The organism is Rhodococcus sp. Ni2, assembly GCF_021352185.1.
In the GTDB taxonomy this organism is placed as follows: domain Bacteria; phylum Actinomycetota; class Actinomycetes; order Mycobacteriales; family Mycobacteriaceae; genus Rhodococcus_F; species Rhodococcus_F qingshengii.
In genome coordinates, this window is record NZ_WOXZ01000002.1 from 583,127 (window position 1) to 606,961 (window position 23,835).

The 23,835-nt window shown below is 64.2% G+C and carries 23 protein-coding genes and 1 riboswitch; of the genes, 12 read left to right on the top strand and 11 right to left on the bottom strand.

Features of this window, described 5'->3' with window-relative positions; all coding sequences use genetic code 11:
- Nucleotides 1-2: 2 nt before the first annotated feature.
- Nucleotides 3-710 carry an NYN domain-containing protein gene (locus GN300_RS16235; protein WP_003945733.1) on the bottom strand — a complete coding sequence of 236 codons (708 nt, stop codon included), beginning with the start codon at nt 708-710 and terminating at the stop codon, nt 3-5.
- Nucleotides 707-1,465, bottom strand: a complete 759-nt coding sequence (gene trmB / locus GN300_RS16240; RefSeq protein ID WP_037132323.1) for a tRNA (guanosine(46)-N7)-methyltransferase TrmB — start codon at nt 1,463-1,465, stop codon at nt 707-709. The genes GN300_RS16235 and trmB overlap by 4 nt, the downstream gene beginning before the upstream one ends.
- A gap of 199 nt (nt 1,466-1,664) precedes the next feature.
- On the opposite strand from trmB, the gene GN300_RS16245 reads away from it, so the two are divergent.
- The 6 genes from GN300_RS16245 (at nt 1,665) to epsC (ending at nt 8,175) form a co-directional block, all read left to right on the top strand.
- Nucleotides 1,665-2,561 carry a GTPase domain-containing protein gene (locus tag GN300_RS16245; protein ID WP_063314963.1) on the top strand — a complete coding sequence of 299 codons (897 nt, stop codon included), beginning with the start codon at nt 1,665-1,667 and terminating at the stop codon, nt 2,559-2,561.
- 181 nt (nt 2,562-2,742) lie between these two features.
- A complete protein-coding gene (locus tag GN300_RS16250; protein ID WP_232329989.1) occupies nt 2,743-3,894 on the top strand; it encodes a hypothetical protein in 1,152 nt (383 codons plus the stop codon).
- 134 nt (nt 3,895-4,028) lie between these two features.
- Nucleotides 4,029-4,367, top strand: a complete 339-nt coding sequence (locus GN300_RS16255; RefSeq protein ID WP_063314962.1) for a DUF6802 family protein — start codon at nt 4,029-4,031, stop codon at nt 4,365-4,367.
- Nucleotides 4,368-4,644: 277 nt separating this feature from the next.
- Nucleotides 4,645-6,474 (top strand): phosphoenolpyruvate carboxykinase (GTP), encoded by a 1,830-nt coding sequence (locus GN300_RS16260; RefSeq protein ID WP_003945806.1) that lies wholly within the window; start codon nt 4,645-4,647, stop codon nt 6,472-6,474.
- Nucleotides 6,475-6,655: 181 nt separating this feature from the next.
- Nucleotides 6,656-7,591, top strand: a complete 936-nt coding sequence (gene cysK, locus GN300_RS16265; protein WP_003945916.1) for a cysteine synthase A — start codon at nt 6,656-6,658, stop codon at nt 7,589-7,591.
- Between the two features lie 5 nt (nt 7,592-7,596).
- On the top strand, nt 7,597-8,175 hold the full coding sequence (gene epsC / locus GN300_RS16270; RefSeq protein WP_003945907.1) for a serine O-acetyltransferase EpsC: 579 nt from the start codon (nt 7,597-7,599) through the stop codon (nt 8,173-8,175).
- A 58-nt stretch (nt 8,176-8,233) separates the two neighbouring features.
- Here the strand turns inward: epsC and GN300_RS16275 are convergent, their stop codons facing one another.
- The 3 genes from GN300_RS16275 to GN300_RS16285 are packed head-to-tail and all read right to left on the bottom strand — an operon-like array spanning nt 8,234 to nt 10,287.
- A complete protein-coding gene (locus GN300_RS16275) occupies nt 8,234-8,536 on the bottom strand; it encodes a hypothetical protein (protein WP_063314961.1) in 303 nt (100 codons plus the stop codon).
- A gap of 28 nt (nt 8,537-8,564) precedes the next feature.
- Nucleotides 8,565-9,512, bottom strand: a complete 948-nt coding sequence (locus GN300_RS16280; RefSeq protein WP_042452614.1) for a cation diffusion facilitator family transporter — start codon at nt 9,510-9,512, stop codon at nt 8,565-8,567.
- A gap of 10 nt (nt 9,513-9,522) precedes the next feature.
- On the bottom strand, nt 9,523-10,287 hold the full coding sequence (locus GN300_RS16285) for an alpha/beta hydrolase (protein WP_063314960.1): 765 nt from the start codon (nt 10,285-10,287) through the stop codon (nt 9,523-9,525).
- Nucleotides 10,288-10,339: 52 nt separating this feature from the next.
- Between GN300_RS16285 and GN300_RS16290 the strand changes: the two genes are divergently transcribed.
- The 5 genes from GN300_RS16290 (at nt 10,340) to GN300_RS16310 (ending at nt 14,796) form a co-directional block, all read left to right on the top strand.
- Nucleotides 10,340-10,948, top strand: coding sequence for a TetR/AcrR family transcriptional regulator (locus GN300_RS16290; protein WP_082845673.1), 609 nt, complete (start codon nt 10,340-10,342; stop codon nt 10,946-10,948).
- Nucleotides 10,949-10,964: 16 nt separating this feature from the next.
- Nucleotides 10,965-11,102, top strand: a riboswitch (cobalamin riboswitch).
- A 115-nt stretch (nt 11,103-11,217) separates the two neighbouring features.
- Nucleotides 11,218-12,225, top strand: a complete 1,008-nt coding sequence (locus GN300_RS16295; RefSeq protein WP_047269567.1) for an iron ABC transporter permease — start codon at nt 11,218-11,220, stop codon at nt 12,223-12,225.
- A complete protein-coding gene (locus GN300_RS16300; protein ID WP_063314958.1) occupies nt 12,222-13,040 on the top strand; it encodes an ABC transporter ATP-binding protein in 819 nt (272 codons plus the stop codon). The genes GN300_RS16295 and GN300_RS16300 overlap by 4 nt, the downstream gene beginning before the upstream one ends.
- On the top strand, nt 13,037-14,098 hold the full coding sequence (locus GN300_RS16305) for an ABC transporter substrate-binding protein (RefSeq protein ID WP_063314957.1): 1,062 nt from the start codon (nt 13,037-13,039) through the stop codon (nt 14,096-14,098). Before GN300_RS16300 ends, GN300_RS16305 begins: the two co-directional genes overlap by 4 nt.
- Entirely contained in the window at nt 14,095-14,796 is a 702-nt protein-coding gene (locus GN300_RS16310; protein WP_054781993.1) for a (2Fe-2S) ferredoxin domain-containing protein, read from the top strand. The genes GN300_RS16305 and GN300_RS16310 overlap by 4 nt, the downstream gene beginning before the upstream one ends.
- Nucleotides 14,797-15,126: 330 nt before the next feature.
- Here GN300_RS16310 and GN300_RS16315 read toward each other — a convergent pair whose 3' ends face one another.
- The 5 genes from GN300_RS16315 to GN300_RS16335 all read right to left on the bottom strand — a co-directional run bounded on the left by GN300_RS16315 (nt 15,127) and on the right by GN300_RS16335 (nt 20,737).
- Nucleotides 15,127-16,572, bottom strand: coding sequence for an aldehyde dehydrogenase (locus GN300_RS16315; RefSeq protein WP_003945530.1), 1,446 nt, complete (start codon nt 16,570-16,572; stop codon nt 15,127-15,129).
- Between the two features lie 4 nt (nt 16,573-16,576).
- Nucleotides 16,577-17,746 carry a hypothetical protein gene (locus GN300_RS16320; protein ID WP_063314956.1) on the bottom strand — a complete coding sequence of 390 codons (1,170 nt, stop codon included), beginning with the start codon at nt 17,744-17,746 and terminating at the stop codon, nt 16,577-16,579.
- Nucleotide 17,747: 1 nt separating this feature from the next.
- A complete protein-coding gene (locus tag GN300_RS16325) occupies nt 17,748-18,935 on the bottom strand; it encodes a phosphotransferase family protein (RefSeq protein ID WP_063315146.1) in 1,188 nt (395 codons plus the stop codon).
- 139 nt (nt 18,936-19,074) lie between these two features.
- The gene (locus tag GN300_RS16330; RefSeq protein WP_007734524.1) at nt 19,075-19,962 is read right to left on the bottom strand and encodes an ROK family protein; all 888 of its coding nucleotides are present in this window, start codon (nt 19,960-19,962) and stop codon (nt 19,075-19,077) included.
- 4 nt (nt 19,963-19,966) lie between these two features.
- Nucleotides 19,967-20,737 carry a bifunctional 2-polyprenyl-6-hydroxyphenol methylase/3-demethylubiquinol 3-O-methyltransferase UbiG gene (locus tag GN300_RS16335; RefSeq protein ID WP_003945692.1) on the bottom strand — a complete coding sequence of 257 codons (771 nt, stop codon included), beginning with the start codon at nt 20,735-20,737 and terminating at the stop codon, nt 19,967-19,969.
- 173 nt (nt 20,738-20,910) lie between these two features.
- Between GN300_RS16335 and GN300_RS16340 the strand changes: the two genes are divergently transcribed.
- Nucleotides 20,911-22,125, top strand: a complete 1,215-nt coding sequence (locus tag GN300_RS16340; RefSeq protein WP_063314955.1) for a glycosyltransferase family 4 protein — start codon at nt 20,911-20,913, stop codon at nt 22,123-22,125.
- Here GN300_RS16340 and GN300_RS16345 read toward each other — a convergent pair.
- On the bottom strand, nt 22,072-23,811 hold the full coding sequence (locus GN300_RS16345) for a hypothetical protein (RefSeq protein WP_063314954.1): 1,740 nt from the start codon (nt 23,809-23,811) through the stop codon (nt 22,072-22,074). The two genes, GN300_RS16340 and GN300_RS16345, sit on opposite strands and share 54 nt — an antisense overlap.
- Between the last annotated feature and the right edge of the window lie 24 nt (nt 23,812-23,835).

The following is a 23,835-nucleotide window of genomic DNA, read 5'->3' on the forward strand; positions in this document are numbered from 1 at the left end:
TCCTACTCGGCAACACTTTTTCGCCCGATGAGCAGGGCAGAAAGCGGTCGGAACGGCTGCAACCAGGCGCCCTCGTCGGGCAGGGTGTCCAGGCTTACCCGTGGCAGAGGCTCACGGAAGACACCTGGGATGTCCTCGAGATCGACGAAGTCCAAGATATCGGACGACACAGCCCAGCTGGCGTGTTCACGGAACCCGAGAACCTGGACCGGGATACCGGTTGCTGCGATGTCCTCGAGAGGTTCGCGGAACGCTTGGCCGTCGGCGGAGGCGACCATGATTCCGGCGAGGCCCTCGCCGTACCGGAGCGCGATGTGCTCGAGCATGTCCGAATCGACATCGCTGTCTTCATCGACCTTCGGCTTGGCGAACACCGCGAAACCCACGTTACGCAAGGCTTCGACCCAAGGACGAACGACGTCGGCGCTGCCGGACGCGATGTTGGTGAAGACGGTCGCTTCAGGCTCGAGCGTGCCGCTGTTCTGTGCGGACAGTTCGGCGGTGCGAGAGAGCAGCCAACGACCCAAAGCGTCGAATCGTGGCCGGTAGGCGGCGGTAGGCCGACCACCGAGGATGGCGCCGAGGCCCATGTCGAGGTTAGGGGCGTCCCAGACCAGAAGCACCCGCTTGGGGTGGCGGGAGTCACGACCGAAGTCGAGAGGAGATTCCGACGACGTCACGTCGTCGGATAGCTGTTCGCTGACGCTCATGCTCTGATCTTCCCCCATATAAGCTCGGTGATTGCACTTCCGACCTTATGGGCTTTGTCCTCGAACTTGGTGACCGGACGCTCGTGGGTCATCGGAGACTCCCAGTCGAGTGCGGTCAGCAGCGGCTCGGCATTGCCGGCTTCTTCGATCCATTCGGCGTACTCGGCGTGATCGGTTGCCACGTGCAGCACTCCGCCAGGCTTGAGACGGTTGGCGATCAGCGCGAACGTCGGCCCCTGCAGGAGGCGACGCTTGTGATGTCGGGCTTTGGGCCACGGATCCGGGAAGAACACCCGGACGCCCGTCAGCGATTCGGGGGCGACCATGTTCTCGAGTACGTCCATCGCGTCACCGCGCAGTACGCGGACGTTGGGAATTTCTTCGCGTTCGACCTGCTGGAGAAGCTGCGCCAGCCCGGGGCGGTACACCTCGATCGCGATCAGGTTCACGTGCGGTTCCGCCTTGGCCATTGCGGCCGTCGCGGTGCCGGTACCCGAACCGATCTCGATGATCAGGGGTGCTTCGCGTCCGAACCAGGCGTTCGCGTCGAGCGGTGTGTCCGAGACGTCGGCGCCGATGAGCGGCCACTGACGGTCCCAAGCCTGCTGCTGTGCGTCGGTCAGCGCACCCCGGCGAGAGCGAAAGCTGGTCACTCTCGGATGGAGACGGGACCCCTTGGTGTGGTCCGTCTGCCCCGTGTCAGGGGTCTGCGGTGCATGCTGATCGGCTTCGTTCACGAACCCATTGTCACGCATGACCCCCGTTTAGCGCAGACGGGTCTGAAGTTTGAGTTGAGACTTTCCACGGAAAGTCCTGAAACCGTCGACTTCGGACTGTCGGCGAAAGGGTGGTGTCACCTGCCGTCCTTGCCGAGAACCTGACAGAATCTCACCGACACGATGGGGACGTGGGGTGGGGATGAACACAGGATTTGCATGCAGTAATTGGTCACGAATGTTGCCCGCAGAATCGATCGACGACGCCTGCTCGGAGCCGATCGATCAGCTGCGCGCTCTGGCATATCGGCTGACGTCGATCGATTCGGGAGCCGCAGAGGCGGTTCACTCGGTGCTCGGATCGCTGACAGCGCCGCTCGAATTGGTGGTCGCCGGGCGAGCCGGGGTGGGGCGGTCGTCTTTGGCGCGGATCCTGGGGCGCGACGACCGGTTCTCGCGCAGAGTTGTCGGCGCACCGGTTGTGGTGACCGAGTCGAGGGCATTCGATGTCCCTGGAACGTCGAACCCCGATCTGGGTCCTCGTTGCGTTGTCTACGTGGTGGTCGACGCGGTCCGCGACGTCGACGGCCGAGCCATTGCCCGAGTTTCCGATCGTGTGGTCGTCGCTGCGAACAAGGCTGACTTGTTCGGTCCGCGCTGGGACGAGGCGCTGGGACGGGCGGCGGAAATCTCGGAGAACGTCGGCGTGCCCACGGTTCCGGTGGAGACACTGACCGGGCGCGGCGTCGAAGAGTTGTTGGCGGCTCTCGGACCTGTTCTGGAGGCGCAGTGGTGGGGCCGGGTCGAGCAGATCGGCCCGGCGCTGAGGCGATCTGCCTCGCGCAGCGCTGCGGGCAGGGACGAGATCGAGTTGTATCTGAGTTCGGACTCCGCGGTGTTGTTCGGCGCTGCGGCGGCGATGATGAGCCCCGAAATTCGAGCCCTGCGTCAAGGCGAGCCTCCCGATCCTCGTACCGCTGACGACGCGGGCACGTGCAGCCGGTGGTGGGGCGAGCTCGTGGACGAGTCGGAACAGTGTCCGCAACAAAGGGTCTCACTGATTCGACGCGGGTATGTGCGTCGGTGGGCGCAGCTCGGAGGCGATCGCTCTGCCCCGGCGGTGACCGATGAATAGCGTTTCGGTACTTCCGGATTCGGTGCTGCGCGTGGTGCAGCGATGGAATCCGGCATCCGATCCGGGTCGCCAGGTCGCCGCCGAAACATGCAGGGGCACTCGCATTTACGTTGTCGGTCCACCAAGGTGTGGACGGGAAGACGTCGCGCAGATGTTCGATGCTTCGGATGATTGTTCGTCAGTGACACGCGAGGTGGACGCCGACGTCGTACTTCTGGTCGTCGACGCCGCCAGTGTGATCGGACGCGAGGATCTCCTTCTCCTCGGCGACGCTGCGGCGCGCGGAACCCCGGTGGTGGTGGCGCTGACCCGCGTCGACGTCTATCGAGACTGGCAGGCGGTGCGCCGGCGTGATGCCGAGATTCTCGCTTCGCACTGCACCGCTTTTGCTCAGGCTCCGGTGGTCCCGATTGCGCCTGGTCAGGAGCAGTCACTCGTTGCGGTCGTGAGCCGGGCGGCACGGGAGAGGGAAGCAGGTGGTTCGGATTCCGGAGTCATCGCACAGACGCGCCGGATGATCGAGATGGAGATCCGGAATCTACGTGACGGTGTTCCTGGTGCCGAACTGCGGGCAGAGCGATCGCAGCTGCTCGCAGACCGTGACGGCCGGCGAGGCGAACGCCTGGTGCAGGTGCGAAGCCGACTGCAACGAGCGCGCGGGGATCTGTCACAACAAATCGCCGAGGCAACCCGGGCGACGGTCGCCGGGGCACGTGCCTGGGTCGACACGGCCTCGCGAGCCGAATTGGGCAGCGTGCCGACGCGACTGCAGCACGAGGTCGACCACCACACCCGGGTGTTCGACGCCGCGATGGCGGCAGCGGTGGAATCTGCGGGGACGAACGGATACATGCCTTCCCCGCAGATTCCGGAGGGCCTGCCGGGCCGTCAGCGCGGAAACGAGGACCGGGTGACAATTCTTGTCGGCGCGTCCGCGGGTCTCGGCCTCGGCCGTATCGCAGTGACTCCGCTGGAAATGATTCCGGCCTTGGAGTTCGCAAGTATCCCCGTGACGTTGATTCTGGGTGGCGCCGCGGCGTGGTGGTTGGCGCGATCTCGCGGGCTGACGGCCGATCGTGCCCACTCCAGGTCGTGGATCGTCGAATCGATGTCGGCGGTTCGCGCTCAGTGGGAGCAGCGAGTGCAGAGCGTGCTGCTCGAGGCCGAGGCGGATCTGGGAGCGGCGATCATGGCGGAGAGTCGCGAGCAGTTGGCGTCGGCGCAGGCTCGAATCGTGGAGATCGACGGTGAACTTCGTGAGCTCGCCGCGGCCAGATCGGGTCAGCTCGCGTCGTGCGAGCGCGACCTCGCCGTTTTGAACACCGCCTACTGATCATTTCGCGAGTGCAGAGTTCTCCACAGTGCGGCAATTTCGGCCACGACTGATCGTCGGGGTCTGGTAATACTGAGCGGACGGTTTCGGTAGGGGTTGCCGAAGCAGTAGGTCACCATCCAGTAGGGGGAGTAATGGAAGCATTTCTGATCACGGCCGGACACATCGACGGGCACGAAGCCGAAGCGCTCGATCCTGGGCGTATCGAGCCCGAGACCTTCGGGCCCGCGTCGGGACCGGTCGATGCCGGCGACCTGAACTTCGACGCCTTCGACTTGGACGGTGACGGAACGGTCGACAGCCGTGTCGTCCACTCCGACGACGCTGTCGTGATCGTGTCCGATTTCGATCGCGACGGTAGCGCCGATCGCCTCACGATGATCGAGTCGGACGGCGACTACTCGGCCTGGGAATGCAGTCGAGACGACGAAGGCGCCCTCGTGTGGCAGAAAATCGATGCCGGAGCGCTCTGAAAAGCTTCCGTTTATGTGCTCTGAGCGCCGGGTAGGCACCTGAACACACCAACTGAATCGTTTCTGTGACATTTCTGACCGCACCCGATTACCTGCAGGTGAACAGCCAGCGTTAACCTCAATACATAGGACACCCGGCGTCCGTGAAATCCACGTGAGTGGATGACGCGGCTGGACCCCGTCGAGAGGGGGACACCGGGATCGACTGGTATCGGGGCGCTGCAGTTCGCATCCGGTGTCACGAGAACCCGGTTCCGGCTCACCCCAGGAGAGTTTGATGACCTCAGCGACCATTCCCGGTCTCAATGGAACTGACGGCACGCCCCCCACGCAGCACAAGGAACTGCTTGCATGGGTGCAAGAGGTTGCCGAACTCACCCAGCCTGATCGCGTCGTCTTCGCAGACGGCTCGGACGAAGAATGGGACCGACTGACAACGAAGTTGGTCGAGGCAGGAACCTTCACCCGCCTCAACGACGAGAAGAAGCCGAACTCTTTCCTCGGCAACTCCGATCCGTCCGATGTCGCGCGAGTCGAATCGCGTACGTACATCTGCTCGAAGGAAGAAATCGACGCAGGTCCCACCAACAACTGGATGGACCCGGCGGAGATGCGCACCCTCATGGGTGACCTGTACCGCGGTTGCATGCGTGGACGCACCATGTACGTCGTGCCGTTCTGCATGGGCCCCCTCGACGCCGAGGACCCGAAGCTGGGCGTCGAGCTCACCGATTCCGAGTACGTCGTCGTCTCCATGCGCGTCATGACCCGCATGGGCAGCAAGGTTCTCGACAAGCTCGGCACCGACGGGTTCTTCGTCAAGGCGCTGCACTCGCTGGGCGCTCCGCTGGCCGAAGGCCAGGAAGACGTCGCGTGGCCGTGCAACGACACCAAGTACATCACCCACTTCCCCGAGGATCGTGAGATCTGGAGCTTCGGTTCCGGCTACGGCGGAAACGCTCTCCTGGGCAAGAAGTGCTACTCGCTGCGTATCGCCTCGGCAATGGCGCACGACGAGGGCTGGCTGGCCGAGCACATGCTCATCCTCAAGCTCATCTCGCCCGAGGACAAGGCCTACTACATCGCGGCGGCATTCCCCTCCGCTTGTGGCAAGACCAACCTCGCGATGATCCAGCCGACCATCCCCGGGTGGCGCGCCGAGACCCTCGGTGACGACATCGCCTGGATGCGTTTCGGTGAGGACGGACAGCTGTACGCCGTCAACCCGGAATTCGGTTTCTTCGGCGTGGCTCCCGGCACCAACTGGTCCTCGAACCCCAACGCCATGCGCACCATCGACCAGGGCAACACGGTCTTCACCAACGTCGCTCTGACTGACGACGGTGACGTCTGGTGGGAGGGCCTCGAAGGCGACCCGCAGCACCTGATCGACTGGAAGGGCAACGAGTGGACGCCCGAGTCGGGCACCCATGCGGCTCATCCCAACTCGCGTTACTGCACCCCGATGTCGCAGTGCCCGATCATGGCTCCCGAGTGGGACGACCCGAAGGGCGTGCCGATCTCGGCAATCCTGTTCGGCGGACGCCGCAAGACGACGGTTCCGCTGGTCACCGAGGCTCGCGACTGGCAGCACGGCGTCTTCATGGGTGCAACGGTCGGCTCCGAGCAGACCGCAGCAGCCGAAGGCCAGGTCGGTACGGTTCGCCGCGATCCGATGGCAATGCTGCCGTTCCTCGGCTACAACGTCGGTGACTACTTCCAGCACTGGATCGACCTCGGCAAGTCCGCCGACGCGTCCAAGCTCCCCAAGGTCTTCTACGTCAACTGGTTCCGCCGCGGCGACGACGGACGCTTCCTGTGGCCAGGCTTCGGCGAGAACTCTCGCGTCCTGAAGTGGATCGTCGAGCGTATCGAGCACAAGGCTGCCGGTATCGACACCCCGATCGGCGTCGTTCCCACCGGATCGGCACTCGACATCGAAGGCCTGGACGTGTCGGACGCCGACATCACCGAGGCCCTCGCGGTCAACATCGACGAGTGGAAGGCCGAGATCCCGCTCATCGAAGAGTGGTTCGACTTCGTCGGCGAGAAGCTGCCGACCGGCATTCGCGACGAGTTCGAAGCTCTGAAGCAGCGGTTGGCCTGATAAACCGCCCCCGTATGTAGTGGCCTGATGCCGCATTGGTTCAATTTGATGAACCGATGCGGCATCGGTCGTCTGTATGCCCTTGCCTGTAGCCGTTAAGCAGTTCAGCCGTTATGCAGTTCAGCCGTAAAGCAGTGATCAGCGAGCGGGTCGACACACTCGATCCTCAGGAGGACCAGATATGAGCGGGATCTACAACAACGTGACCGAATTGGTCGGGCGCACCCCGATCGTGCGGCTCAACCGTCTAACCGAGGGCCTGGACGCACAGGTCGCCGTCAAGCTCGAGTTCTACAACCCGGCCAACAGCGTCAAGGACCGGATCGGCGTGGCGATTATCGACGCCGCCGAGAAGTCCGGTGCACTCAAGCCCGGTGGCACCATCGTCGAGGGAACCAGCGGTAACACGGGTATCGCACTCGCCATGGTCGGTGCTGCTCGCGGCTACAAGGTCATCCTGACCATGCCCGAGACCATGTCCACCGAGCGTCGCGTGATGCTGCGTGCTTACGGCGCCGAGATCGTGCTGACCCCGGGATCCGAGGGCATGGCCGGTGCGGTCGCCAAGGCCAAGGAAATCGTCGAGCAGACCGAGAACGCTGTCTCGGCCAGCCAGTTCGCGAACCCGGCCAACCCGGCCATCCACGAGGCAACGACGGGCGAAGAGGTCTGGGCCGACACCGACGGCGCCGTCGACATCTTCGTGTCCGGCATCGGCACCGGCGGCACTATCACCGGCGTCGGACGCACCCTTCGCAAGTACAAGCCCGAGGTCAAGATCGTGGGCGTCGAGCCCATCGACTCACCGATCCTCAACGGTGGCCAGCCCGGCCCCCACAAGATCCAGGGAATCGGCGCGAACTTCGTGCCCGACGTCCTCGATCGCGAGATCTACGACGAGATCATCGACGTCTCGTTCCCCGATTCCATCGAGGTCGCTCGCGCACTCGGCACCAAGGAAGGCATCCTGGGCGGCATCTCGTCCGGCGCCATCGTCTGGGCAGCACTCGAGTTGGCGAAGCGTCCGGAAAACGCCGGCAAGCTGATCGTGGCTGTCGTGTGCGACTTCGGCGAGCGTTACATCTCCACCCCGCTGTTCGAACACATCCGGGACTGAGACTTGTGAGTATCCTCGGGACAATTCGCGAGGACCTGCAGGCTGCGCGCGGTCAGGATCCTGCCGCGCGCAGCAATGTGGAGAACGCGCTCGTTTATTCAGGGCTGCATGCTATTTGGGCGCATCGGGTTGCGCATCGCATGTGGGCCGTCCCTGCGCTACGCGGCCCGGCGCGAGTGCTCTCGCAGCTGACACGCTTCGTCACCGGCATCGAGATTCATCCCGGTGCCACCATCGGTCGGCGGTTTTTCATCGATCACGGCATGGGCGTCGTGATCGGGGAGACGGCCGAGGTCGGTAACGACGTGATGCTCTATCACGGCGTCACTCTCGGTGGTCGCTCGCTCGAGCAGGTCAAGCGTCACCCGACGCTGGGAGACCGGGTCACCGTCGGCGCTGGTGCCAAGATCCTCGGACCTGTCGTCATCGGTGAAGGTAGCGCTATCGGCGCCAATGCCGTTGTCACCAGAGATGTTCCGGCCGAATCCATCGCGACGGGTATCCCGGCGGTGGCGCGGCCACGGACCACCAAGGAAAAACTGGTGGACCCGAACAGCTACATCGATCCGGCGATGTACATCTGAAGCACTCCTTCTTCGATGGCCACCCTCGTGTAGACGGCGGGTGGCCATCGGCGTCTGTTCAGGCTCGCGTCAGGTGCCACCCGCGACGTCCCAGTACGACGGCCGTCGCAGCGCCCAATGCTGCTCCGATCAAGGGATAGCAGGCCAGGACGAGCCAGCGCGGTCCGTCTAAGGGTTCGTAGGCGGTGGCTATTGTCGACTCGTAGTCCCGAGCCATCTGCACGTCCCGGAACGGTACGTAGGAACCCTGATAGACGATGGTCTCGTCAGGGCTGGTCATCACGTCGATCAGACTGCCCACCAGGGGAATTCCCCCGACGACAAATCCCAGAACCGCCAGAATCACGATCAGTGTGCGCATCGCCCGAGCCTATCGCCCGGCCGGAAGTTCAGACTGTGATCGACGGTTCTTCGGGGGTCGAGAGGGTCAGGATCGCCCGCACGACACGTGGGCTCTGCTCGAGTGAGCGCTCGAGTTCGCGCAACGTGTGGGCCACACGGGATTCCGCGTAGTCACCGACCAGGTCGACGCTGGCCACCAGGTAGACCTGTCGCGGCCCGAGGTATTCCATACGCAGGAACGTGATTCGGTTGATCTCGGGCAGTTGGGTGAGAGCTTCGACGGCTGCTGCCCGCAGCGTCGGTGAGGCCTCTTCGCCGACCAGGAAGCGGCGGTTCCGATCTATCAGAATGATTGCGATGACCCCGAGGAGAATGCCGACGAAGATGGAGCCGAGGGCGTCGGGGATGGGTGAACCGGTGACCTGGTGCAACAGAACACCGACGAACGCGATGACCAAACCGATAAGTGCCGCAGCATCTTCGGCGAACACGGCCCGAGTCGTCGGGTCGGATGTGTTGAGTGCCTGGGTCATGACGTCGCGGTTCACGGCGGACGCTTCGTTTCGGAGTTGTTTGTACGCCTGCCGGAACGAGATGCCTTCGAGGATGAACGAGACGCCGAGGACGGCGTAGGCGACACCGAAGTCGGACGCCGGTTCGGAATGGAACAGTTCCTGGATGCCATGAGTGATCGAGACACCCGCGCCGAGTGCAAACAGTCCGAGAGCGGCGAACATCGACCAGATGTATGCCTCCCGGCCGTAGCCGAGTGGCTGGTCTCGGTCGGGAACCCTTTTCGAGCGGCGGTTCGCGATCAGCAGCAGCACTTCGTTGCCGGTATCGGCCCAGGAGTGGGTGGCCTCTGCGACCATCGATGCAGATCCGGTGACGATGGCGGCCGCCGTCTTGGCACCGGCGATCAGCGCGTTCGCCGCAAACGCCAGTACGACCGTCGTGGTGCTCTCGTCGGCCGATGCTTCCGTTTCGGTGCTCACGATTCTCAGGCTAGGCGGGTGACGACAGTTTCGTGCGGTGACGCTCGGCGACGGAGTGCAGCAGTGTGGCGACGGCGTCGTGGAACTGCGTCAGGCCCGGCTCTTCGACGGGAAAGTGCCCGCACCCGTCCAGCATCACGAATTCGGTGGGTGCGTTGATGCGGCGGAGGAACTGCAGGCTCAGTTCGGGTGGCGTCCATCGGTCGTCGGCCGGGTGGGTGAGCAGAACGGGCGTCGTCCGAAATGCTTCGGGTGCGGTGTGCTCGAACGAGAAGTAGCTGCTGAGGAATCCGAGTGGCACCCGAACACCGCCACCGCGCGGATCGGTTGCGCACAGCGTTGCGAGCTCCCGATTGCTGCTCATGTTCGCCACGTCGGCTACCTCGTAGGCCAGCAGACCGCCGATGCTGGCTCCCAACAACACCAGCGGCCGATCGTCGGCTGCCTTCTCGGCCCGGACGAGATCGCAGAGGAGATCGACCCACTGCTCGTACCGGACGCCGGCGGGATCGGCTACGACGGTGTCGCCGTACAGCGGAAGGTCAGGGAAGAGGACTTCGGCTCCGAGTTTCACGCCGATCCCGGCGAACGGCCACAACGCGCCCGAGTAGCCGCCGGCGCCGTGGATGCCGAGAACACGAACCGGCGCGTCTGGAACCACGGCCCGTGCGACGTGGACGGTGTTGCCGTTCCACTCCCACCACGTCGGGGTCGGCGCCGGCATGTGGTCGGTGTACCGGTCGGGCATAAACTTCGAGTAATCGGCGCTGGTCACCTACACAATTCTCGGTATCGGCGTCGCGGCTGACAACTCGCATCGGAGGACCGTGTCGACTCGGCGGAAAAGGCCCTCCCAGCAGCGCTCGAGGGCTACCTACGACGCGATCCTGGAGGCAGCTACTCGCGTTTTCGCTTCGGAAGCCATGGCAGCGACCACCAACCGGATCGCTGACGAAGCAGGGGTGTCGGTGGGCTCGCTCTACCAGTATTTCGGCGACAAGTACGAGATCCTCTCGGAGTTGGCGAACCGTCACGTGAGTGCTGCGCGGGAGAGTTTTGCGCTCTGCCTTGCCGACATCGTCGAGCGTGAGCTCACCCCGGACGAGGCCGTGAGGATGTTGGTGGAGTGCGCGGTCGAAGTGAACAGTAAGCCGCGAGAGTTCTTTCACCTGCTCTACGATCAGGTTCCGCGTACGCGTGAGCTCATCGAGCAGGTCGAAGGAATGAATCGGCAACTGGTACTGGGTTTTTCGGATTACTTGCAGAGCCGCGGTTTCAGTGCGGAGGATGCGTTGCTGACATCGCGGCTGACTGTGACTGCCGTGGACAGCCAGGTGCATCGGGTTGTGCTGGAATCGGATTCACCCGAAGAACTTCGAGTGCGAACGGAAGCCGTCGTGCGGCAGACGAGATCGATGATCGCGTCGGAATCCTGATCCGGTGTGCGGAATGGTGACCACAGTCCGTTATGGTTCTGACGTCATCATCGAGGTAATGGGAAGTCGGTGCAATTCCGGCGCGGTCCCGCCACTGTGAGGTCGTCCCTGCGTCGACCGTAGCCAGATACCACCCTCGTTGACGTTGTGTCATGCCACGAGGATGGATCGGTCACACCATGAATGCTGTTGGCGGAGCTCTGTCTCCACCTACCCACCTGCCTCCGCCGAAGGCGGGTGCGCCGCGAGGACGGCTCAGTCCGGGTATCGTGCTGCCCGCTCTGCTGGTCGTCACCGTGCTCTCTGCTGTGTGCGCGTTGGCATTCGGATCCGAGATGCTCCCCGTGTCCACTGTGGTGGACGTGGTGCACTCGCGCTTCGGAGGCCCACCCGTCACGCGTTCCGAACTTGCGATCGTGTGGGGGATCAGAGCACCTCGGGTACTGCTCGGTCTGGCCGTCGGCGCTGGTCTTGCCGTCGCCGGCGCGGTGGTGCAAACCCTCGTCCGTAACGCTCTTGCCGATCCCCACCTGCTGGGAGTGTCGTCCGGCGCGAGTGTCGGTGCCACCGCCGTCATCACCACCGGACTGTTCGCCGGCGCGGGAGTGTGGGCGCTCAGTTTCGGCGCGATGATCGGGGCGTTGGGAGCTGCGATTCTCGTCTTCACCATCGCGACGCTGCAAGGCGGTATCACTCCACTGCGATTGGTTCTGACCGGCACCGTTACCGCATCCGCCCTGTCGGCGATCGCGAGTTTTCTGGTGCTGCGTACCAATGATTCCCAGGCCGCGCAGTCCGTATTGTTCTGGCTCCTGGGAAGTTTGGCCGGGGCATCCTGGGACAAGTTGTGGGCGCCGGTCATCGTTGTGTTCCTGCTGACGGCAGCGGTGTTCGCCCTGCACGGTTGGCTGGATGCGCTGGCGGCCGGACCGGACGTCGCGGCTTCGCTCGGTATTCCCGTCCGAACCCTGCGAAACGTGCTGTTCGGCGTGCTGGCAGCGTTGGTCGGCACGATGGTTGCAGTGTCCGGCGCGATTGCCTTCGTAGGCTTGGTCATACCGCACGTCACACGCATGCTCGTCGGAGCCAGACATCGAGTGGTGTTACCGGCGGCAGCACTGATCGGCGCGTCCTTCCTGGTGTGGGTCGACGTCGTGGCGCGGACCTCGTTGCGGCCGACCGAGATCCCGCTGAGCGTGGTGACCGGGGTGATCGGGGCCCCACTGTTTCTCCTGCTTCTCGGCCGTCGGCGCTACCGATTCGGTGGCAGTTCGTGAGCGCCCGAGCCCTGGCGCTGACCGCGTCCGGAGTCGTTGTCCGCATCGACCGTCGAACCATCGTCAAAGGCGTCGACATCGCGGCCGACGCCGGCGCAGTGGTCGGCGTGGTTGGTCCGAACGGATCGGGCAAGTCGACGTTCTTGCGTGCTCTCGCGGGTCTCGGGCCGATCGCCGGCGGTGACATTCGTGTCGGCGGCGACTCCGTGCACGCGATGTCCGCGCGGTCGAGGGCCAAAGCCATTTCCTTTGTGGCGCAGGAAGAGCAGAGTCCCGCCGATTTGTTGGTTCACGAGTACGTGAGTCTGGGCCGCACGCCACATGCAAAGCCCTGGAGCGTCGGTGGAAAGCACGAGAATGCCGTCGTCGATCGTGCTCTGGGCGAGGTCGGAATGATCGAGCACCGGTTCTCTTCGATGGACACGCTTTCCGGCGGTGAGCGTCGGCGGGTGTTTCTCGCCCGAGGTCTCGCGCAGGACGCCGGTGTGCTCATCCTCGACGAGCCGACCAATCATCTCGACATCCGGCATCAACTCGAACTGCTCGATCTGGTCCGGTCGTTGGACCGGACGGTGATCATGGCACTGCACGACCTCGATTTGGCTGCGGCAGTGTGCGATCGGGTGCTCGTGCTCGCGGATGGAGTGGCCAGGGCGTTCGGACATCCATCCGACGTACTCACCACCTCGGTGGTGGCAACTGTTTTCGGCGTCGAGACTTTCGAACTCGTGAACCCCGCGACAGGCCGTTCACACCTCGTATTCGAATCACGAAATTCTCAACCACAACACACATTTTCGGAGAGTGCACTTTGATACACGTAAAGACCCGCGCGTCGTTCGGTGCGGTTGTAGCCGCGACAGCGTTGTTGGCCGTGTCCGGATGCTCGGCAACCGCGCCCGTCGACGAAGCCGCGGACAAGACTTCGGTCACGCTGGAGAACTGCGGAACGGAAAGCACTTTCCAGCTTCCGATCGAAAAGGTTGTTGCCACAAGCAATGCGGCCAATATCGGTACCATTCTCCGAGTCGGCGGTCTGGATCGTCTCGCTGCCGTCGTGTTGAACACGAACAACGACGCGGTCATGGACTCGATGTTCGGTCCCGGAATCGCCGACGTCCCACACCTGGACGGAACGATCACGATGGAGACGATTCTGGGTAAGCAGGCGGACCTGGTGGTCGGCTCCTACAGTGGCTTGTTCAAGGGAGCCTCCGGTGTGACGCCGGAATCGCTGCAGAGCAACAACATCGATGCATATGTGATCTCCGATAGTTGTCGGCAGAGTGCCGCAGCGGATTCCGCGCTCGGCACGATGGGTCCGTGGGATGCCCTTCGTGCGGACGTGACCAATTACGGAAAGCTGTTCGGAACCGAGGACACCGCCGCCGAGGCATTGACCGAATTGGATTCACGTTTGGCACGTCTGGAGTCCGCGCCAGATGCCGCCGACAAGCCGAAGGTGCTGATCTACGACAGCGGTGAAGAAGATCTGTACACCAGCGGCGGCAACGGAGCCCCCAACGGAATCATCGACGTCGCCGGGGGAACCAATGTGTTCGCCGACGTCGACAACACCTGGTTCAAAGCGAGCTGGGAGACCGTCGCGAAGTCAGAACCCGACATCATCGTGATCATGGACTACAAGAAGAGTGCCGACGAAGTACAGGGCAAGATCGACGCGATCAAGAGCCGAGAAGGCCTGCGTGACCTCGACGCAGTCAAGCAGAACCGTTTCGTCGTACTCCCGCTCGCCATGTTCACCAGTGGGTTCCCCAATATCTACGGCGCGGAACAGTTGCGCGCGAAGATCGAAGAGTTCGGGCTGGCTCCGTCGAGCAGCATCGACTGGACAACCGCGCCGTCGGCATGAGCAACAACCGGTGCTCGCGTCGGGTGATTGTCGTCTTACGGCCGACTGTCAGCGGCCTGGACGAGTCGGCTGCACGACGGATGCTCGACGCTGTTCAGGCGGGCACCGACGTCGACGTTCGTATTGCGTACCTCGATGTCTCCTCGCCGAGCCTTCACGAGGAACTCGATCGAGCCCATGTCGATGACGTCGACAAGGTCGTGTTGATTCCAGTTGCGGTGCCGAGGGATCGGTACCTGCTCACGTGGACCAGCAAGGCGGTTGCGAACTGGCGCGAAACCCGGATCGACGCCGAACTGGAAGTGACGCTCCATGAAACGGAAACGCTCGAAGGTGCGGTGGCCGGGCAGGTGATCGACGAACTCGACTCGGCGGGAAAGCCGATCACCGCGAGTCCGGCGTCGTATCGCAGTCCGGCGTGGTCCGTGATCGAGCAGCACGATAGGCATCTGTTGGTGTGCAAGGGCCCTCGCTGTATGGCGTACGGAGCAGGACCGTTGCACCGGGCGATGAGCGCGGCGGCCAAAGGTACCTCGTCGAAGGTGACCGGAACCGGTTGTCTGAGCCCGTGCAACCTGGGGCCGTTGGTGATCGCGAACCCCGGCGGTACCTGGTTCGGGCACGTGGACGCCGGTGACGCTGAAGCATTGGTCGCAGGTCAGGAGAATCAATTGGAGGATCACGTTCTGGACCGGTAGATGCAGGTCGGCGAAACAGAGAACCCGCTGAGCGCGAAGTGCGCTCAGCGGGTTCTGTTGTCCTGTCTCAGGAACCGAAGGGAAGGGTTCCCGGCGGGATCTGGTATCCACTGCTGCCGACGGAGGCGCTGCCCCAGAGTGCGAGGAAAGCGTTGATGGCGTTGGTGAGCATATGAATGTCCTTTGTGAGATGACTGATTCGTTTTCGACGGTACCGGGTGGATCTGTGGATTCGCTGGGAGTTGGCACCCATTTCATGGGGCTGGCACCCGTTCCGGCAGGTCGGAACGGGTGCCAACTGTCAGCAAAGGGTGCCAACTCCCGGGTGGGTCAGCCCACGTAGCCGGGCGGCATGAGTACGGACTTGGTCTCGCAGAAGGCTTCGAGGCCCTCAGGTCCGTTCTCGCGCCCGATACCGGAGTTCTTGTAACCACCGAACGGCGATCCGGGATCGAAGGCGTACCAGTTGATCGCGTAGGTACCCGTGCGGATCTGCGCAGCAACTTCGAGTCCGTGATCGATGTCGGTGGTCCACACCGATCCGGCGAGGCCGTAATCCGAATCGTTGGCGATCTTGATGGCCTCGTCCTCGGAGTCGTACGGAATCACCGAGAGAACGGGTCCGAAGATCTCCTCGCGTGCGATGGTCATCGAGTTGTCCACGTCGGCGAAGATGGTCGGCTCGACGTACCAGCCCTTGTCCAGGCCGGCGGGGCGTCCACCACCGAGTACGACGCGCGCGCCTTCTTCCTTACCCTTGGCGATGTAACCCTCGACGCGCTCGCGCTGCTTCTCGGAGATCAGCGGGCCGAGTTGTGCTGCGGGATCGGACGGATCGCCGACGGTCATGAAGCCTGCGGCGGTCTTCATTCCCTCGATGACCTCGTCGTAACGCGAACGGGGAGCGAGGATTCGGGTCTGAGCGACACAGGCCTGACCGGTGTTCATCAGGCCGGACATGACGAGCATCGGCATTCCGGCGGCGATGTCGGCGTCCTCGAGGATGATCGCGGCGGACTTGCCACCCAGTTCGAGGGAGCAGCGCTTGAGGTTCTGTGCGGCGATGGCACCGATCTTGCGGCCGACGGCACTGGATCCGGTGAACGTGATCTTGTCGATGCCCGCATGAGAGACCAGGTATTCGCCGGTCTCGGCTCCGCCGGGGAGCACGGAGATGACGCCTTCTGGAACGCCTGCCTCGGTGAAGATCTCGGCGATCACGTGGACGGAGAGAGGGGATTCGGGTGCGGGCTTGAGCAGTACGGTGCAGCCGGCGAGCAGTGCGGGGGCCAGCTTGTTGATCGCCAGGAACAGCGGGACGTTCCAAGCCAGCACGGCGGCGACGACGCCGACGGGCTCACGGGTCACCTTGGTCTGCCCGAATGCGCCGGTGCGCTTCTCTTCCCACGCGAACTTGTCGGCCAGCTCGGCGTAGTAGCCCAGCGTCGCCATCGACGGGGTCTGCTGCATCATGCCGACCATGGCGGGCGGCTGGCCCATCTCGTTGGAGATGAGCTGGTTGATCTCCGCGCTGCGCTCTTCGATCAGCTTGGCGGCCTTGGCGAGGATCGCGCCGCGCTCGGCGGGGGTGGTGCGTGACCACGGTCCCTCGAACGCCGCGCGGGCTGCGGACACGGCCGCGTCGATGTCTGCCGGTGCTGCGATGGGACAGCTGCCGACGCGCTCCTCCGTTGCGGGAGAGAACACTTCGAGTACCTGGTCGGTGGCCGGGGCCACCCATGCTCCACCGATGTAGAGCTTGTCGTAGTCAGTCATCAATTCATTCCTCGGTGTTGTCGGTCGCCGCGAGGGCATACGCGTCATCTGCCTGTGCGGTGTCGGTGAAACTGGTGAATCCGTATTTCTCGTGCGGTCCGATGGCGGCTACCTCGAAAAGACCGGTGCCGGTGTTGGTGTTCGTGCCCTCAGCGAGAGTGAAGGACGCGAGATTGTCGACGGGGGAGAACATGCGTTGGAACGGTTCGATCTCGTGGACCTTGTGGCGCAGTCCCTGTACGACGAGTTCGCCCTGCCACATTCCGTGACGCCAGTCCTGTTCGAGCCCGTAGCCGGTGCCGATTCCGATGTAGTTGGCCAGCAGCAGTTCGCAGGCGACGGTGAGGACTTCACCGCCTGGCCGGTGGAAGGTGATGGTCGCTCCGGTGACGTCGCGGGTGTCGGGGCAGAACGTCAGTTCGTGTTCGGGTCGGCCGAGCCATTCGTTGTCCCTGGCTTCGTCCGGCCACACTCGCATGGCTTCTTCGACGATGCGCCTGCCTTGCTCGTCTTCCTGCATGATCACCGAGATCGTGAACTCGTCGAACTGCATGACCGCGTAGATCCAGAAGAAGTTCTGGATTCCGTCGACGGCGCGTCTGCCTTGCGGTTCGGCTTCACCGACCGGACGCACACCCCACGAGCGGTCGCGGTTACCTCGCCACGTCTTCGGGTCGATCGCGAAGTCCTCCCCGTCGACGGTGAGCGATCCGGTCCAGGTTCCGGTCTGCAGGAAGCGTGAGGTGTCGAACGTGACTCGTTCGAGTTGACGGCGAAAGTGCTTGGGCTCGAGCGCCGCCGGGATAGTGGCATCGAAGGTGATGTCGAAGGAGAGATCGTATTCGCTGCCCGGTTCGAGGACGACGCGGAGCTTCTGCAGCCCTTCGAGCACTTCGATGCGCAAAGGCCCGACGGTGGTGTCGGTGCGGTCGGCGCCCAGAGCCTTCGACATACGAGCAACGATGTGGTCGTCACCGCGGCGCAGTACCGCGAAGGCGTCCATGACGCCGAGGTTGGGGTACTGGCCGAGTCCGACGATGAGGAACACGTCGGGGGATTCGGTGGGGTAGCAGTTGAAGTAGTAGCGGTCGTAGAAGTTTCGATCCGAGGTGGCTACGTGACGGATCGGTTCGGCGATCTGGTGAACGGGATAGTCGTCCATCGGTGAGAGCATGTCAGGCCAACCTCTCCCAGTAGGTACCGTCGAGCATCGCGGCGAGCGAAGCGCGGTGCATGATCATGTCGTCGGGGTCTTCGGGTCGCTGTGACTGGCCGAAAGCTATGGCGCGAGCCTGGATTCGCCACATGATGACCGCCTGACGCAGTGCGGCATAGGTAACGTAGAACTCCAGATCGTGTGGGGTGTGGCCGGTGATCTCGGCGTAGGTCTGCGCGAGATCCGGCAGTCGAAGGAAGTCGGGAAGACCGGGTAGGTTCGCCAGTCCGGCGATGTCCTCGAAGAACCTGTGCAGGAATGCCATCCAGCCCAGATCCATCTCCCGCGGGCCGAGAGTTGCCATTTCCCAGTCCAGTACGGCTACCGGCGCGAAGTCCTGGTACATGACGTTGCCGATGCGCGAGTCGCCCCAACAGAGCACTGCCGGCGAATCGTCCGCGGGATTGTTCTCCTCGATCCAGTCGAGGGCACGTTCGATGAGCGGTGATCTGATCCCGTCGGAGACCACCCACTCGTAGTACGCGCGCTGCTCGGCGATGTGCGCCGTGAATGCTTCTCGTGCAGTCGTTCCCGAATTCGGGAGTCGGAGGAAGTCGAAACGCTCACCAGGTTTGTCGATGGCATGCAACTGAGCCAGGACGTCGACCGAGCTGCGCTGCAGGGTCTTTCGCTGCTCGGGTGACGCTTCGGTGACCCACGATCCGAAGTTGTACGGCATGACGTCCGGTGGCACGTCGCCGGAGATGCGTTCCATCACGAAGAACGGCGCACCCAACGCGTCCGGGTCGGATTCCGACCAGTACACCGCGGGTACGGGCACTGCCGAGTGCTCGCGCACCTGAGCCATGGTGCGGAACTGGGATTCGAGGTCGTAGGCAGGAAAGACCGGCATGGTCGATTCCGTCGGCGCCACCCGAGCGACCAAGGGATGATGTTCGCCGTCCCAGGTGGCGTCGAAGAGGATGGTTTCGCTGGACATGCCGTTGGCTGCGGGCAAGGTGACGTCGGCGACGGTCACAGTGGATCCGCTCGGCACCTTGCCGACCATCCACCGTTCCAGGCGCTCACGGAGGTCTTCGGTGTCGCGGAGGGAATCGCTTGGTCGGGCGACCTGGGCGTGATGCTCGGTTTCATCGGTCGAAGAAGCAGTCGAGGCAACGTCAGATGAGGAAGCGTCTGGGCTCACGGTCACCTCCTTCCCGTAGGCGTCACGTGCAATGCCCGTAACGGTGTGAGTCAGAACACTAAAACACGTTACAGAAATTGGGAACAGGTGGCACCCGTTTAGTGGGACTCCCTGCGGATTTATCGGGGAAGAACGCGTGTCAGATAACGGCGGTGAGCGCGAGCAAGCCCGCACCGGTCAGAGTTCCGGCGCCACCCAGCTCGGCGGGAACGATCCGGAGCCCGGCGACGAACGACAAACGGGCATGTCGGGCAGCCGCGTCGAGCATCGGTTCCCACAGCGGTGTACCCGACTGGGCGAAACCGCCGCCGATCACCGCGAGGTCCACGTCCAGGAGGGCAGCCGCCGAGGCGATGGCACCACCGAGCGCCGTGCCTGCACGGTGAAGCGCGTCCACGGCGATCGCGTCGCCGCTGCGTGCACCCTCGGCTAGTTCACGGCCGGTGTTCCCCGACCAGCCCTGGCTACGAGCCCATCGCACCGCGGACGGTCCACTTGCCACCGTCTCGAGGCAGCCGACGCCCCCGCAGCTGCACGGTTCGGCAGATCCTGGAACGACGATGTGGCCGATGTGACCGGCGTTCCCCGTGCGACCCCGAGCAATCTCACCGCCGAGAACGATTCCTCCGCCGATTCCCGTCGAGACGACCAGGCTCAGGAGGTTCGGGGTTCCGCGTCCGGCGCCGTGGTGGAACTCCGCCAATGCCGCTGCGGCTCCGTCCATTGCGAGGGCGGTTCCGGCGTCGGGAAAGACGCTGCGGACGCCCGCTACGAGCTCGAATCCCTGTGCCCACTCGGTGATGTTGATGGGAGCGACGACGCCGGCGACGGTGTCCACCGGCCCGGCGCACGCGATGCCGACACCGTCGACCTCTCGGCCGTCTGCGACTCGTTCGAGCAGCGCCGCACAGGATCCCCACGGGTCGGTCTGCGGCGTCGGAACGCTGTCGAACACGGGAACGCGGCCGTCCTCGGACACGACCCCGGCAGCCATCTTGGTACCACCGATGTCGACTGCGAGGCGCATGTCGCTATCGCTTTTCGAGAACCACGACGAGGTTGCTCACCAGGAACTCCCGCAGACCGGGGACTCGGACCATCCACCACGCCCACGACGGGTGGTAGCGCGGGATCGCGGCGAGCAACGTGCCCTGGCTGGTTCCACGGGCCCAGCGTAAGCCGTCCGTGGCGCCGACTTTGAACAACGACACCCCGAATCTGTTCTTCGGTTCGCGTCCGGTCTTGCGTAGGTACCGCTTGGCTGCGTACTCGCCACCCAGCGCGTGCCACGGTCCGGTTTCGTGGCCGCCGAACGGACCCCACCACAGGGTGTACGAGAGAACCATCAAGCCGCCGGGCTTGGTCACGCGCAGCATTTCCTCGGCCATCAGCCAGGGCTCGCTGACGTGTTCGGCCACGTTGGAGGAGAAGCAGATGTCCACGGACGAGTCCAGGAACGGCAGTGCCAAACCGGATCCACGCACCGCGCCGCCCACGGTCAGACCCGCAGCATGCATCTCCGACGGATCGGGTTCGACGGGAATGTAGCGGGCACCTGCGGCTTGAAAGACCTCCGCGAAATAGCCCGGACCGCCGCCCACGTCGAGGACAGTGAGACCGTCGAGGGATCGTCCGGTGTGACCTTCGTGCAGGTCCGAGATCAATTCGACGGAGTCGCGCGCAAGCGCGCCGTAGAAGATGTCGGGCGCGGACTGCTCGTGGCGGAAGTCGCTGAGCAGGCCGAACGAGCGTTTCAGGGTTGCCCGTCGGCCGAAAATGCGGGTCACTGCGGGCTTGGTCACGGGTAGCAACTTTAGCCACTGGGTCGCCCGGTCCACGAACACCGTCAGGAGCGCGGCAATACGGACGCTCGAACAGTTAGGGTGTTCGGCAGGGTTACCGGCCGGTCAGGCGGGGCATCCCGCAGGATCGCCCGAACCGGGGTGGCCACCGACCAACTCAGGGAGTAACGCACGTGCGCGAGGTTCTGTTGCTCTGCTGGCGCGATACCGGGCATCCCCAGGGCGGTGGAAGCGAGCGTTACCTCGAGCAGGTCGGATCCCAGTTGGCCGAGCGCGGTATCAAGGTGACGCTGCGGACGGCGTCGTATCCCGGGGCGCCCGCGTCGGAGGTTCGAGACGGCATCACGATCAGCCGGGCCGGTGGACGTTTCAGCGTGTACCCCCGCGCTCTGGCCGCCATTGCCGCCGGACGTCTGGGTTTCGGATCGCTCAAGGGCATCCGCCCCGACGCGGTGATCGACACCCAGAACGGCATCCCCTTCTTCTCGAAGGCCGTGGCGGGTGCACCGGTCACGCTTCTGGTCCATCACTGCCATCGCGAACAGTGGCCGGTGGCAGGCAAGCTCGTCGGCCGGATCGGCTGGTGGGTCGAATCGCGATTGTCACCGCGCACCCATCGACGTAGTCAGTATCTGACGGTGTCGCTTCCCTCAGCGGAAGAATTGGTGGACCTCGGTGTCGAGCGCGAACGAATTGCCGTGGTGCGTAACGGTGCCGATCGGCTCCCCGTCGGCGTCGACGCGGGCGGATCGATCACCAGGGCCGAGCGTCCCACCATCTCGGTTCTCTCACGGCTGGTGCCGCACAAGCAGATCGAGGACGCACTCGAAGCGGTCGCAGCCCTGCGGCCGACGCTTCCGGACATCCATCTCGACGTCATCGGTGGTGGTTGGTGGGAGCAGAACCTGCGCGATCGCGCCGCCGAGTTGGGGATCGGTGACGCCGTCTCGTTCTACGGCCACGTCGACGAGGCTCGCAAACACGAACTGCTGGCGCAATCGTGGATCCACCTCATGCCTTCGCGGAAGGAAGGGTGGGGCCTGGCGGTCATCGAGGCTGCGCAGCACGGTGTTCCGACGATCGGTTACCGCAGTTCGAAGGGTCTGACCGACTCGATCGTCGACGGAGTGACGGGCCTTCTGGTCGGGGGCGAGAATGCCGGTGACGGCGACATCGCCGATCTGACGCAGGCTGCCGGCACTCTGCTCCGCGACCACGAACTTCGCATGGTGCTCGGTGAGAAAGCTCGGGTGTGGTCCGGTGAGTTCTCCTGGGAGCAGACCGGCACCGGAGTGCTCGAGGTGCTGACCGCGCACAAGGACGGTCGGTGGGTCTCAGGACTGGCCGCGCCTCGCGAGTCGAATTCGGTTCTGGTTCAGTCCGACTGAGATCAGCGCGATCACGCCCATCAGTATCCAGGCGAGATGCGCAACTATGACGGCCGTTCGGGCGCCGGTCGAGGCTTCGTGCGCGGCAACATCTCCCGGTACCCGGTAGAGCTCGAGATCGTTGTCGGCAAAGACCTGTTCCAAGCCGTCGAGCGTGGTTGCCGAGTTGCCGAGTTGACCTGGTGTCCCGCGCTCGATCAGTACCCATCCGACTCCGAGATCGGCCAACTGCGTAGGACTTCCGCCGGCCAGCAGTAGGTCCTCGACCCGAGTTGCCCGAGTCCCCTCGCCGCCGACAGCACCACCGGCAACCACCAGTTGGCCGGTCTGCAGAACGTCGAGGGGCAGGAAGCGTGGTGCAGGGTCGAGTACCGGCGCATCACCGCTGTAGGGGAACGCGCGGAACATTCCGGCGGGAAGCACTGCAACGTCACCGGTTTCGTCTCGCAGTTGCTCGGTCACCACGGTCCAGGACCCGGGGTAGTGCACGGGCTTCAACGCGCCGCCGACACCCCACACCAGATCCGGCAGTGCCACGATCGTCACCACGACGGCGGCAACCGAGAATGCCGGGCGGGGGAGGGAGAACCGATTGCCTGCCCACATCACCGCGGCGGCCGCAGCAAGTGCGTAGAACGGGACGGCCAGCGCGACCCACTTCTGCGCGTCACGCAGTAGACCGGTGCCGGTGAACACCTCGACCGACCATCGGCCGGCGTCGAGACCCCACGGGGTAGCGCCCATGGTCGGACCCAGCACCGCGAACAGGGCCAGCAGTCCGAGTCCACTGACAACAGGATTCCGGCGTCGGCGCCACAGAGCGGGCATACCGGCGAACACCACGACAAGCAGAAGAACTGTTCCCACCAATGCGAAGAGTGTTGTGCGCGTGGACGGTACCGCTGCCGAGTTCCAGATACCGCCGAGACCGGCGAGGCTGCCGAGCGTCGCGAGTCCCGGTTCTGCTCGGGCGGCAAAGGCGGCGACTCCCGCCGGATCGGAACCGTCGCCTGCTGCTCCGGATACGAAGGTGGCGACCAACCACGGCGAGGCGGCGACGAGGAACAGCCCGATAGCGCCGCAGACACGCCGCATGGCCGAGGTTCGGCCTCCGGGGGTGGCAACTACCACCAGTGCGGCCGTCAGAGCGAGTAGAGCGCCGGTAGGTGTCAGGCCCGCGAATGCCAGTGACGCGGCCAACGCCCACCAGGACCCGGGCGTGGCTCGGCGAACTCCGATTCCGGCACACACGATCCACGGCAGTGCGGCATAACCGGTCAGCAGGCTCCAATGTCCTTGCAACAGGCGCTCGGCCACGTAGGGGTTCCAGAGCATCACCGTCGACGCGACCAGTTGTGGACCGAGACCGGCCGTCGGCAGCAGGACGGCGACCATGCGCGCCGCACCCCAACCGGCGAGCCAGAGCGCCACGAGCAGGATGAACTTGACCACCAGTCCGCCGTCGATCACGGTGCTCAACGCTGCGATCAGCGCGTCCTGGGGAACGGCGCGGGCCGCGGCGTCGGTGAGTCCGAGGGCGGAGTCGGTCAAGTACGAGCGCGGCGTGCTGACGGCGTCGCGCAGCAGGAGGTAGCCGGGGCCGAGCAGCGGTCCGAGGATCAACAGTGCCAGCGCCAGGCTGTACGCCGCAGGCAGGTAACGGCGGTATCCGGCTTGCACTGTCATGACGCGCACGATACGTGGTGCATC